The organism is Streptomyces sp. SL06, assembly GCF_058244745.1.
Window position 1 is genome coordinate 3,274,527 of the sequence record NZ_JBSYOT010000002.1, and the last position, 12,644, is coordinate 3,287,170.

Annotated in this window: 9 protein-coding genes; 3 read left to right on the forward strand and 6 right to left on the reverse strand. The window is 73.1% G+C overall.

Annotated elements, in window-relative coordinates:
- Positions 1-83 precede the first annotated feature (83 nt).
- The 4 genes from AC4IHM_RS14945 to ssd all read right to left on the reverse strand — a co-directional run bounded on the left by AC4IHM_RS14945 (position 84) and on the right by ssd (position 4,484).
- Complete coding sequence (locus tag AC4IHM_RS14945) at positions 84-881, reverse strand: type II secretion system F family protein (protein ID WP_490867528.1); 798 nt, start codon at positions 879-881, stop codon at positions 84-86.
- The gene (locus tag AC4IHM_RS14950) at positions 878-1,747 is read right to left on the reverse strand and encodes a type II secretion system F family protein (RefSeq protein ID WP_490870840.1); all 870 of its coding nucleotides are present in this window, start codon (positions 1,745-1,747) and stop codon (positions 878-880) included. Before AC4IHM_RS14950 ends, AC4IHM_RS14945 begins: the two co-directional genes overlap by 4 nt.
- Positions 1,747-2,919: a TadA family conjugal transfer-associated ATPase gene (locus AC4IHM_RS14955; RefSeq protein ID WP_490867529.1), complete on the reverse strand. Its 1,173-nt coding sequence runs from the start codon at positions 2,917-2,919 to the stop codon at positions 1,747-1,749. Before AC4IHM_RS14955 ends, AC4IHM_RS14950 begins: the two co-directional genes overlap by 1 nt.
- Before the next feature lie 440 nt (positions 2,920-3,359).
- Positions 3,360-4,484 (reverse strand): septum site-determining protein Ssd, encoded by a 1,125-nt coding sequence (gene ssd / locus AC4IHM_RS14960; RefSeq protein WP_490867530.1) that lies wholly within the window; start codon positions 4,482-4,484, stop codon positions 3,360-3,362.
- A 620-nt stretch (positions 4,485-5,104) separates the two neighbouring features.
- On the opposite strand from ssd, the gene AC4IHM_RS14965 reads away from it, so the two are divergent.
- On the forward strand, positions 5,105-5,950 hold the full coding sequence (locus tag AC4IHM_RS14965) for an HAD family hydrolase (RefSeq protein WP_490867531.1): 846 nt from the start codon (positions 5,105-5,107) through the stop codon (positions 5,948-5,950).
- Between the two features lie 400 nt (positions 5,951-6,350).
- Here the strand turns inward: AC4IHM_RS14965 and AC4IHM_RS14970 are convergent, their stop codons facing one another.
- Positions 6,351-7,175 (reverse strand): Fic family protein, encoded by an 825-nt coding sequence (locus AC4IHM_RS14970; RefSeq protein ID WP_490867532.1) that lies wholly within the window; start codon positions 7,173-7,175, stop codon positions 6,351-6,353.
- Positions 7,176-7,286: 111 nt separating this feature from the next.
- Here AC4IHM_RS14970 and AC4IHM_RS14975 point away from each other — a divergent pair, with 111 nt between their 5' ends.
- Complete coding sequence (locus AC4IHM_RS14975) at positions 7,287-8,267, forward strand: ATP-binding protein (RefSeq protein WP_490867533.1); 981 nt, start codon at positions 7,287-7,289, stop codon at positions 8,265-8,267.
- Positions 8,268-8,288: 21 nt separating this feature from the next.
- On the opposite strand, the gene AC4IHM_RS14980 is transcribed toward AC4IHM_RS14975, so the two are convergent.
- Positions 8,289-9,569, reverse strand: coding sequence for a polysaccharide deacetylase family protein (locus AC4IHM_RS14980; protein WP_490867534.1), 1,281 nt, complete (start codon positions 9,567-9,569; stop codon positions 8,289-8,291).
- Positions 9,570-9,874: 305 nt separating this feature from the next.
- Here AC4IHM_RS14980 and AC4IHM_RS14985 point away from each other — a divergent pair, with 305 nt between their 5' ends.
- A complete protein-coding gene (locus AC4IHM_RS14985) occupies positions 9,875-12,472 on the forward strand; it encodes a bifunctional SulP family inorganic anion transporter/carbonic anhydrase (protein WP_490867535.1) in 2,598 nt (865 codons plus the stop codon).
- Positions 12,473-12,644 lie beyond the last annotated feature (172 nt).

The window sequence follows — 12,644 nt, forward strand, 5'->3', positions numbered from 1 at the left end:
CCCGTAAGGTTCGATCCCGTTGTTCACTCGCTCGTCCGTCGGTCACTCACTCGCCGGCTCCGCGCCGGACCGCTCAGCCCCCGTCAGCCACCACCTCCTCCGTCGCCCAGCACCCCGCCGGCGAGCCCGATGACCACCGGCAGTACGCCCACCGCGATGAACGCGGGCAGGAAGCACAGTCCCACCGGAGCGGTGACCATGACCGCCGCACGCCGGGCCCCGGCCGTCGTGGCGCGTGCCCGGTCGGCGCGTGCCTGGGCGGCGAGCCGGGCGACCGGACCGGCCGCGGGCAGACCGGACACGTCGGCCCGTTCCAACAGCCGCGCCAAAGGCCCGGCACCCGGGATCCGGGCCAACCCGCTCCAGGCACCGCCCGGTTCGCCGCCGAGCCGCACCTCCGCGGCGCCGCGCCCCAGCGCGTCTCCGACCGTGCCGCCCAGCGCGTCGCCCACCGCCCGCGCCGCGGCCACCGGGCTCGCGCCCGCGGCGATACAGGCCGCCAGCAGGTCGGCCGCCAGCGGCAGTTGGCGGGCCGCCTCCGCGGCAAGGGTCTCCGCCTCGGCCGTACCGGCCGCCAAGCGTCGGGAACGCCAACGCCACAGCGCGACCGCGCCCGCCAGTCCCACCACGACGCCGACGACTCCCCCGATCACGGCCCATCCGGCGCCCACCATGCCCGCCAGTGGCAGCCATGCGCGGAGCGCTCCCAGCGTCTCGGCGCCTCGCGGGCCGGCGCGCTCCGGCTCCCGTGTCAGCAGACCCGTGAGCCGTCTGCGTACCGTTCGCTCGCGCCGCTCGGCTCCCCACCCCCGTGCCAGCCATCCGGCGACCAGCACCGTCCCCACCACTGCCCCCAGCCTGTGGACAACGTCTCCGTTCACGACTCCGCCTCCGCTCCCCGCACGATCCGCGCCACCCACCACACGCCCAGGCCCTCCAGAAGCCCGCCGGCCAGCAGACAGCCGAACCCCGCTCCGGTGTGCAGCAGCACGTGCAACGGGTCGGCCCCGAGGGCCACACCGAGCAGCAGGCCGAGGACCGGCAGTCCGGCGAGCATCACCGCTGTGGCGCGTGCTCCCGCCAACTGGGCACGCAGGTCGCAGCGCTGGTCCCGTTCGGCGCGCAGAGCGCCCTCCAGCCGGTCGAGCCCGGCCGCGAGCCCCGCACCCTGGTCGACGGCGACCCGCCAGCACGCGGCGAGACCCCGCAGCCCTTCGGCACCCGGCTGCCGCGCCGCCCCCGCGAGCGCCTCCGGAACGTCCCCGCCGAACCGGGCCGCCGCCAGCACCGCCGCCTGCGCGTCACCGAGCCCCCCGGAGTCGTGCGCGGCGCACAGCAGCGCCTCGCCCGGCTGCCGCCCCGCCCGCACCTCCCCGGCGAGCGTCCCGCACAGCGCGATCACCGCGTCCTGCCGGTGCTCCCTGGCCCGCCTCTCCCGGCCGGCCAGCCGTGTCCGCCGCCACAGCGGCACCCCGACAGCCCCCGCCACGACCGGCAGCACCGAGTCGCCCAGCAGCGCCAGCACCAGCCCGACGGCCAACGACCACCACTCGGCCCGCAGCCGGCCACGGACCCGTCGCAGTCCGCCGGTCACCCGGCGCGCCGGGGGCGGCCCGGTCCCGGCCGTCCCGCCCTGGGCGAGCACCAGCCGCGCCCGCCGTACACCGGAATGCCGGCCGGCCGCCGGCCACGCGGCCACCCCCAGACCCACCAGGGCCACGCCCGTCGACAGCTCCCACGCCCCCATCACCCGCACGCCCCCCGTCCGGCGGCTCGCGCTCCGCGCCCGTCACCGCGCAGCCGCTCCCGCAGCCGCTCCCAACCGCGCTCTGCCACGAAGGACTCCGCGCCCCACCGCAGCGCCGGCACGGTGCGCACCAGCCCCGACGGGTCCCGTTCCAGTACGTGCACCTCGGCGATCCGGCGCCGTCCGGTCCGGTCGCGGACCAGGTGCAGGACGACCGAGAGGGCCGCCGCGAGCTGGCTGTGCAGGGCCGCGCGATCCAGGCCGGCGGCCGTGCCGAGCGCCTCCAGGCGGGCCGGCACATCGCCGGCCGCGTTGGCGTGCACGGTCCCGCAGCCTCCCTCGTGGCCGGTGTTCAGGGCCGCGAGCAGGTGAACTACTTCGGAGCCTCGGACCTCGCCGACGACCAGTCGGTCGGGCCGCATGCGCAGCGCCTGGCGCACCAGGTCCTCCAGGGTGACCAGGCCCGCTGCCTCCTGGTTGGCGGGTCTGGTCTCCAGGCGGACGACGTGGGGGTGGTCCGGCCGCAGCTCCGCCGAGTCCTCGGCGAGCACGATGCGTTCGTCCGGCCCCACCAGCCCGAGCAACGCGCTGAGCAAGGTCGTCTTGCCGCTGCCCGTGCCGCCGCTGACGAGGAAGGACAGCCGGGCCCGCAGCAGCGCGCGCAGGACGCGGTCGCCGCCGGGCGGCACGGTGCCCGCCACCACCAGCTCGTCGAGCGTGAAGGCGCGCGGCCGCACCACTCGCAGCGACAGGCAGGTGCAGCCGACGGCGACCGGGGGCAGCACCGCGTGCAGACGGGTGCCGTCGGGCAGCCGGGCGTCCACCCACGGTCTGGCGTCGTCCAGCCGGCGCCCGGCGACGGTGGCGAGACGCTGCGCGAGTCGTCGTACCGCACCCGCGTCCGGGAAGGAGACCGGCGCCAGCTCCAGGCCGCCGCCCCGGTCCACCCAGACCCGGTCAGGGGCGGACACCAGCACGTCGGTCACCGAGGGGTCGGCGAGCAGCGGTTCCAGTGGTCCGCTTCCGACGAGTTCCGACCTGAGCTGTTCGGCGGCGCCGAGGATCTCGGTGTCCCCGAGCACCCGCCCCTGCTCCCGCAGGGCCTGCGCCACGCGCGCGGGTGTCGGCTCCGCCCCGCTCTCGGCCAGCCACCGCCGCACCCCGTCGAGCATCCCGGGAAGCGCGCCCAGGCCTCCCGGAGAAGCCGTTGCCCCCCGAGGAGCCGCTGCCGGGGACTGCCCGGACATGGGCGCCGGAAGCCGCCCGGAAGCCGAGCCCGGGGACCCCCCGGGAGCCGCCGGTACGCGGGACCGCCCAGGACCCGGAACCGCGGAGCTGCCGGGATCCGGTGCCGAGGACCAGTCGGAAGCCGGTGCCAGGGACCGCCCGTCGGCCGACCCGAGGCTCCTCTCAGGAGGCGCCTCCTCCGCCCCGGGAAACACCCCCACCGCCCCGCCAGGACCCCGCCCCGCGCCGCTCGCGGGCGCTGCCGCTCCCAGGGGCTCTCCGGACGCCGTCCAAGCCCCTCCGGACACCGCTCCCGTGGACGTCCGGGCGGCCCAGCCCGGTACCGTCCGCCCGACCGGCCCGCCGGACGACACCGGTACCGCCCTCATGCCGCCCCCTCCGTCTCCATCAGCGCCCGCTCCCAGAACTCTCGGCAGAAGCGCGCCAGCGGCCCGCGGGCGGACGAGCCGGGAGGGCGCCTGCTCTCGGTGGCGCGCAGGAGGCCGGACTCGACGGGCACCTCCCCGGCCAGGGGCAGGCCCAGCACCCGGGCCACCTCGCGGTCGTCGAGCCCCGAGGCGTACGGGCCGCGTACCGCCACCCGGAGGTCGCGCAGGACCATGCCGACCGCCGCGGCCGCCCGGCCCGCCGCCGCGACGGCCCGCAGCTCGGCCGGGACGACGAGGAGCCCGACGTCGAGCTGCGCGAGCACCTCGGCGACGCCGTCGTCGATGCGGCGCGGCAGGTCCACGACGACCGTGCCGCCCCTGCGCCGGGCCGCCGCGAGCACCGCGCGTACGGCCTGCGGCGGCACGGTGACGCAGTCGCCCCGGTCCCAGCTGAGCACCCGCAGCGAATGCAGCTCGGGCAGCGACTCCTCCAGGGCACCCCCGCCGACCCGCCCGCGTGAGGCCGCGAACGCCGGCCATCGCAGGCCTTCGGCCGTCTCGCCACCGAGGAGGATGTCGAGGCCGCCGCCCAGCGGGTCGGCGTCCACCAGCAGACTGCGCAGCCCCTGGCGCGCGGAGGTGACGGCGAGCGCGCAGGCCAGCGTGGACGCTCCCGCGCCGCCCCGGCCGCCGATGACTCCGACGGTCAGAGCCGGTCGGCCGACGCCCTCGGCCACGTCGGCGATGCGGTCGACCAGCCACTGTTCGCCGTCGGGCAGCATCAGGACGTGATCGGCACCGATCTCGACGGCACGGCGCCAGATCCCCGAGTCGTCCTGGTCGCGGCCCACGAGGACCACTCCCCGTCTCCGCACGGCTCCGCGCACGCGCCGTGCGGCATCGTCGCCGACGAGGACGAGTGGCGCGGCCTCCCAGCCGGTCCGCTGCCCCGATGCCGAGGGTGTCGCGGGCACCGAGTGGTGCACCACCGGCGTGGCACCGGCCGCCGCGCACAACCGCAGCAGGTCGTCGAGGAGTCCGGTGTCCTCGGTGACGATCAGGGGCCCGCTCTGCCGCCCTCCGGTGCCGGGCGGCGGATCATGGGTGATGGTTCCGGTCATGGCTTGCTTCCCCCTTCGCCGCGGCTCGACTCCCGTGGTCGCGCCCGGCGGCTCGTGACTTCTCGCGCGGCCCCTTCGGCCCCGCGATTCCCGACCGTGCGAAGAGTCGGAAACCGCTCCCCGCACGAACGCTCGGCATGGCACGTCCGGCAAAGAGAACCGGCCGCAGAAGTCGGCGCGGCCCGGACGCATGGCATTCACGGTGCAGCGATCAGGGAAATCGTGTGGATCTTGGTCCAAAACTGTGGACAACTCGACGATCCGTGAATATCGCCGTCACTCAAACCAGTGAGCCCCGAGCCACCCCGCTCCGCCCTGTGTACGACTTCCGCAGGGCAGCCCCGCGACTACACTGCGTAGCCGATGAGAGGCAGGGCGAAGCAGGGCCCCGCGCCTGCGCGGCACGAGGCCCTGATCACGAGAAGAGGGAAGAAAACCCACCCGGACATGCGACGACCCCCGCCGGGGGGGAGAGCGGGGGTCGTCTCCACGGCCGACTCGGGGGGGAGGAGTCGGACCGGGTTAGCACGGTCGCGAACGATCCGTGACTTCCATGGTGTACCCGAGAGCCTTCTCAGGCAAACCCACGCGCCACAGCTTACGCCGAATGGGCTCCGCCTATGCTCGGGGTCGTGGAAAACCACTCCTTGCCTCACTCCATGCCCCGCACAGCGGCCTTCTTTGACCTGGACAAGACGGTCATTGCGAAGTCGAGCACACTGACGTTCAGCAAGTCGTTCTACCAAGGCGGGCTGATCAACCGCAGGGCCGTCCTGCGTACCGCGTACGCCCAGTTCGTCTTCCTCGCCGGCGGAGCCGACCACGACCAGATGGAGCGGATGCGCGAGTACCTCTCCGCGCTCTGCCGCGGCTGGAACGTCCAGTTGGTCAGGGAACTGGTCGCCGAGACCCTGCACGACCTGATCGACCCGATCATCTACGACGAGGCCGCCTCCCTGATCGAGGAGCACCACACCGCGGGCCGCGACGTGGTGATCGTCTCCACGTCGGGCGCCGAGGTCGTCGAGCCGATCGGTGAACTGCTCGGCGCGGACCGGGTGGTGGCGACGCGCATGATCGTGGGCGACGACGGCTGCTTCACCGGGGAGGTGGAGTACTACGCGTACGGCCCGACCAAGGCGGAGGCGATCCGGGAGCTGGCCGAGTCCGAGGGGTACGACCTGTCCCGCTGCTACGCGTACAGCGACTCGGCGACCGACCTGCCGATGCTGGAGGCCGTCGGCCACCCCCACGCGGTGAACCCGGACCGGGCGCTGCGCCGCGAGGCTCTCGCGCGCGAGTGGCCGATTCTCGATTTCCATCGTCCGGTACGGCTCAAGCAGCGGGTTCGGGGATTCTCGGTACCGCCGCGGCCGGCGCTCGTCGCCGCCGCCGCGATAGGCGCCGCCGCGGCCACCGCAGGCCTCGTCTGGTACGCGAACCGGCGACGGTCGGCGGCGGCCTGATCCGGTCGGCGGCTGCCCGGCGCACTCTTTCACTCATGCGAGTGCACCCTTTCACCCATGTATGAGCGCAAAAGTAAAGAAGTGCGGCGGGCACTTCCGCTCGCTCCGCCTCGGGAGTACAAAGGAGTCAACGGCCCGCGAGACCAAGGACATCCGAGAGGATCACCTTAGAACCGCATTTGGCCCCACGGACCGAGCACGGACACCGAGCACCCACGCGACGTCGACCCGTCGATTACGGGCCAGCCGCACCAGGTGACGGGCGAAGTCCCGACCTGATGGGCGACACCACGAGGACGCCTGGTAACCCGGTGGTCGTGCCAGCGGCGGTACGAGGACTCGTACCGCCGCATTTCTGTCATTTCCGTCGCCCCGTTCGGCGACCCCCGGCCCGTCCGTCCTACGCGGCCCCGCGCTGGAGCGCCTCGCACACCGCGGTCGACTCGCGCGCGCCCAGTGCGACCGCCCTGCCGCAGTGGGTGATCCAGGCGGCCATGCCTTCAGGGGTTCCGGAGACATAGCCGTCGAGCGCCGCCAGGTAGGCCGCGCGTCCCAGTTCGGCGTGGCCGACCTCGGCCGGGCAGACCGACTTGGGGTCCAGACCGCTGCCGACCAGGACGACGCGCTCGGCCGCGCGCGCGACCAGGCCGTTGTGCGAGGTGAAGGGGCGCAGCGCCAGCAGTTCGCCGTGCACGACGGCGGCCGTCACCAGCGCGGGCGCGGAGCCCCCCGCGACGACCAGGTCGGCCAGCCCGTCCAGGCGGCCGTGCGCCTCCGCGGCACCGGGCAGCGGCAGTTCGACCAGCGGCTCGTCGACCGACTCGCCCTCCTGGCGGGGCCGCCCCACCTGGCCGGCCTTGTCCGCGGCGGCCACCAGGTGCAGCCGGGCCAGCACCCGCAGCGGCGACTGACGCCAGATGGACAGCAGTTGCCCCGCCTCGGCCGTCAGCCGCAGAGCCGCGCCCACCGCGCGGGCCTCGTCGTCGACACTGAAGTCGGTCCGCCTGCGCACCTCCTCCAGGGCCCAGTCCGCCCCGGACAGCGCCGCCGAGCCCCGGGCGCCGCGCAGGGCCGCCTCGGAGGTGATCTCGTTGCTGCGGCGCCGCATGATCCGGTGGCCGTAGACCCGGTCCACGGCCTTGCGTACGGACTCCACGGACTCGGTCACGCCGGGCAGTGCGCCCAGGGCCGCGAGCGGATCGGCGGCCGCGCCTGTCGTACTCATGAGTACGACCCTACGCATCCCGGCGCCGCACCCCACGAATGAGTGGTCTTCTTCACGTACCTCCGGGCCCGCATGCCACGTACAGCTGTCCGGACACTACGCTTGGTGAACATGAAAATTGCTTTCGCCGGGAAGGGCGGCAGCGGCAAGACCACCCTGTCCTCCCTGTTCGTCCGCCATCTCGCCGCCACCGGTGCGCCGGTCGTCGCGATCGACGCCGACATCAACCAGCACCTGGGGGCCGCGCTCGGCCTGGACGAGGCGGAGGCGGCCGGACTGCCCGCCATGGGCGAGCATCTCCCGCTGATCAAGGACCATCTGCGCGGCACCAACCCGCGTATCCCCTCCGCCGAGAAGATGATCAAAACGACTCCGCCCGGCGAGGGCTCGCGCCTGCTGCGGGTGCGCGAGGACAACCCGGTCTACGACGCGTGCGCCCGGCCGGTGGAACTCGACGCCGGGACCGTCCGTTTGATGGTCACCGGGCCCTTCACGGACGCCGACCTGGGAGTCGCCTGCTACCACTCCAAGACGGGAGCGGTGGAGCTGTGCCTCAATCACCTGGTCGACGGCCGTGACGAGTATGTCGTGGTGGACATGACCGCGGGCTCGGACTCGTTCGCCTCCGGCATGTTCACCCGCTTCGACATCACGTTCCTCGTCGCCGAGCCGACGCGGAAGGCAGTCTCCGTCTACCGCCAGTACAAGGAGTACGCCCGCGACTTCGGCGTCGCTCTGAAGGTCGTCGGCAACAAGGTGCGCGAGCAGGACGACCTCGACTTCCTGCGCGAAGAGGTCGGGGACGACCTGCTGGTCACCGTCGGGCAGTCGGACTGGGTGCGCGCCATGGAGAAGGGCCGGCCGCCCCGGTTCGACCTCCTGGAGGATCCCAACCGGCGTGCGCTGCGTGCCCTGCACACCGCCGCCGACTCGACGTACGCGCTGCGGGACCGGGAGCGCTACACGCGTCAGATGGTCCACTTCCATCTGAAGAACGCCCACAGCTGGGGCAATGAGCGCACCGGGGCCGACCTGGCGGCGCAGGTCGACCCCGGCTTCGTCCTCGGCGAGGAGGTCGCCGCCCCCGCGTGACGGCGTTCGGGAGGGTGGACGCTACTGCTTGGCGGCCGGCGCCCCGGGCACGCCCTTCGGCGCCGGTGCCGGCGCGGCCGACAGGAGGGACGCCCAGCCCTGCTTGGGGGCCTCACCGACACCCAGGGTGCGCAGTTGTTTCAGGACCTTCGGGTCCTGGGCGTCCAGCCAGTCCGCCAGCTGGCGGAAGGAGACGCAGCGCACCTCCTTCTTGGTGCAGACCCCCTTGACGACCTGCTCGACGGCGCGCATGTAGGTGCCGCCGTTCCAGGACTCGAAGTGGTTGCCGATGATCAGGGGTGCGCGGTTGCCGTCGTAGGCCCGCTGGAAGCCCTGGAGCAGGCTGTCGCGCATCTGGTCGCCCCAGGCCTCGCGCTTGGCGGGGTCGCCCTGGGTGGCGGTGCCCGACTGGTTGACCATGAAGTTGTAGTCCATGGTGAGCTGCTCGAAGGTGTGCCCGGGGAACGGCACGAGCTGCATCGACAGGTCCCACAGCCCCTGCTTCTTCTCCGGCCAGACCTGGTTGTTCACGCCACTGCTGTCGTAGCGGAAGCCCATCTCGCTCGCGGCCTTCACGAAGTTCTGCTGGCCCTCCAGGCACGGAGTGCGGGCGCCGATCAGTTCCTTGTCGTAGTCGAAGGGCAGAGGCGACGCGTTCTTCATGCCGGTGTTGGTCTTCCAGGTCTTCACGAACTGCTTGGCCTGGCTGATCTCCTCCTTCCACTCCGCGACGGACCACTCGCCGACCCCGCCGCCGCTGCCGCAGAAGTGGCCGTTGAAGTGGGTGCCGATCTCGTTGCCCTCCTGCCACGCCAGCCGCAGTTGCTTGACGGTGTCGGAGATGCCCTGCTCGTCGTTGAAGCCGATGTCCGAGCGGCCCGGGGAGTGCTGCGGCGGCTTGTACAGGTCGCTCTTCTCCTTGGGCAGCATGTACACGCCGCTCAGGAAGTACGTCATCGTGGCGTTGTTCTCCTTGGCCACTTCACGGAAGTGGGAGAACAGCTTCTGGCTGTCCTCGCCCGCGCCGTCCCAGGAGAACACCACGAACTGCGGGGGCTTCTGACCGGGCTTGAGCCGTTCGGGCCGGGGCAGGTGCGGCTGGGCACCGGTGTACGCGGTGGAACCGTCACCGATCAGCCGGACCGCGTTCTTCGGCGCGGGCGCCGCTTTCCCCTTCTCCTTCTGCGGAGCGTGCGTCCCTTCGTCGGAACCGGTGCCGCTGTCGATCGCGCAACCGGCGAGCGACGCGGCACAGACCGCGGCGATCACGGCGCGCGCGGCCATCCTGTGGGTGGCGGCCATGTTCCGCCCACCTTCTTCCTTCTCTCGGGCCAACGCCGACGAGGCGATGTCGGGTGCTGAGCCGGGACGAGCGGTCAGCGCCGTCAAGGTGGCACGAGGCCGAAAAGGAATTAGTAAGACAAGCCGATGAAATTCGGCATTCACTCGCGTGAGCGGCCCATTGCTCCATTTGCGCGAAAAGTCTATGCCTCTTCTTTACTCTGAATTACTCTCTGTTTACTGAGCGCGACAATTCGGAGCGCTCGGGCATCCCGCCGCTGTACGCCGTGACCCACTGCCGCGCAGCCCCGGAGGAGACGGGAAAAATGTCTGCCTGCGTCCCCGCCCGCGCCGATTCGGGCCTTACCAAGCACGTCCATCCACGCCACAGCCCGCCGCCCGGCGGTCCCCGGCGCTTCCCTGTCGCGGGCGCCGACCTGTCGGCCTCGATCGCGGTCTTCCTGATCGCCCTGCCGCTCTCCCTGGGCATCGCCCTGGCCACCGGTGCCCCGCTCCAGGCCGGCCTCGTCGCGGCCGCCGTGGGCGGGATCGTCGCCGGCCGGCTCGGCGGCTCCCCGCTCCAGGTCAGCGGCCCCGCCGCCGGCCTCACCGTGGTCACCGCCGACCTCATCCAGCGCTACGGATGGCGTACGACCTGCGCCGTCACCGTTCTCGCCGGACTCGCCCAACTCGGCCTCGGCTGCCTGCGCGTGGCGCGCTCGGCCCTCGCCGTGAGCCCCGCCGTCGTGCACGGCATGCTCGCCGGCATCGGCGTCACCATCGCCGTCGCCCAGCTGCACATCGTCCTCGGCGGCACCCCGCAGAGTTCCGTGCCCGACAACCTGCGTGCGCTGCCCGCCCAGTTGGCCAGTCCGAGACCGGCCGACCTGGCGGCGAGCGTGCTGACCCTGAGTCTGCTGCTGCTCTGGCCGTGCCTGCCCGGCCGGACGGGACGGCTTGTGGGCAAGGTCCCCGCCGCCCTGGTCGCCGTCGCCTGCGCCACCGCGGTCGCCGCCCTCGCCGGGCTCCGCCTGCCCAAGGTCGACCTGCCGTCCTGGAGCAGCCACGCCCTGGCCGCACTGCCCGAGGGCCCGGCCCTGGGCCTGGTCGCCGCGGTCCTCACCACCACGCTGGTGTGCAGCGTGCAGTCCCTGCTCGGCGCGGTCGCCGTGGACAGGCTGGTCGCCGCCCGGCCGGACCCGACCCCTCGTGTCAAGCGCTCCGACCTCGACCGCGAGCTGCTGGGCCAGGGCGCCGCCAACATCGTCTCCGGCTCACTGGGCGGGCTGCCCATCGCCGGTGTCGCCGTGCGCAGTTCGGCGAATGTGGCGGCGGGCGCCGTCAGCCGGAACTCCACGATGCTGCACGGCGTTCTCGTAGTGATCGCCGCGCTGCTGATGGTCCCGGCCCTCGAACTCGTCCCGCTCGCCTCGCTGGCCGCCCTGGTCATGGCCGTCGGCCTCAAGATGGTGTCCCTGAACCACATTCGCACGGTGACCCGCCACCGTGAGGTGCTGGTCTACGCGGCCACCACCGGCGGTGTGGTCCTCCTCGGCGTCCTGGAGGGCGTCGCCCTGGGCGTCGCGGTCGCCGTCGGCGTCGCCCTGCACCGGCTGACCCGCACCCGCATCAAGCACGACGAGACGGAAGGAGTCCATCACGTACATGTCCGAGGGCAGTTGACCTTTCTCGCGGTGCCACGGCTCAGCCGGGTCCTGCATCAGGTGCCCCCCGGCGCGGACGCCGTCGTGGAACTGGACGGATCGTTCATGGACCACGCGGCGTACGAGACGCTGCAGGACTGGCAGAAGACGCACACCGCGCAGGGCGGCTCCGTCGACATCGCCGGACGCCGGCCCGGCATCCGTATCTCCGAACCGACCGAACAGGACGGCTGCCGCTGCCGCCCCTGGACACCCTGGCGCAACCACCAGTGCGAACGCCCCCGGCCGGCGCCCCCACCCGGAGCCGACCCATGGGACGGCTCCGGCGAGGCCCTCCACGGCGCCCGCGCGACGACCGGCACGGGTGAACCTTCCGGGACGACCGGACCCGACGGAGCGGCCGGACGGGCCGGAGCGAGCGGACCCGCCGGAGCGACCTGGCCCGACCGACCGCCCGGACCCCAGGGACCGCCCGGCCCCGAGGGACCGCCCGGCCCCGAGGGGCCGACCAGACCCGACGGACCGAGCGGCCACCGGAGGCCCAAGGCGCGGTCCGGCAGACCGAGCGGGTCCAGCGGACGGGCACTGGCGCGCGGTATCAGCGCGTTCCAGCGCAACACCGCCCCGCTGGTGCGCGGCGAGCTGGCCCGGCTCGCCCGAGAGGGACAGCAGCCCTCCCACCTGTTCCTGACCTGCGCCGACTCCCGGGTGGTCACCTCCATGATCACTTCCAGCGGCCCCGGCGACCTCTTCGTGGTGCGCAATGTGGGCAACTTCGTCCCGCCGCCCGGCGAGGAGAGCGGCGACGACTCGGTGGCCGCCGCGATCGAGTACGCGGTGGAGGTGCTGGGGGTGCGGTCCATCACGGTGTGCGGACACTCCGGGTGCGGAGCCATGCAGGCGCTGCTCAGCTCCGAGCCCGGGGGTGCGCGGACCCCGCTCAAGCGGTGGCTGCGGCACGGGCTGCCGAGCCTTGAGCGCGTGTCCGAGGCGGCCGGGGACCGCGAGGGCGGGGACTCCCGGCCCCGGCCGGCCGGACGCCGGCCGGCCGACGTGGCCGAGCGGCTCTGCCTGGCCAACGTGGTCCAGCAGTTGGAGCACCTGCGCGCCCACGAGTCGGTGTCCCGGGCACTGGCCGCCGGGGACCTGGAACTGCACGGCATGTACTTCCACGTGGGCGAGGCCCAGGCGTACCTGCTCTCCGAGGAAGCCGGCGACGGCGTGTTCGAGCTGGTGCTGGAGACCGACCTGACAGCCTGAGCGATACGGGGCCGAGGCACGGGGCGGTGTGAGCAGCGTTACGGACACTGAACCCGGCGCCGTCGGCGTCCGTGGGTACGGATGACCACTGACCACGAGGACAGGCGACCGACGGACAGGTCTAAACCACTTGTCCGCCGACCCTTGTCATCGGCCCCCCGGGTCTGATGAG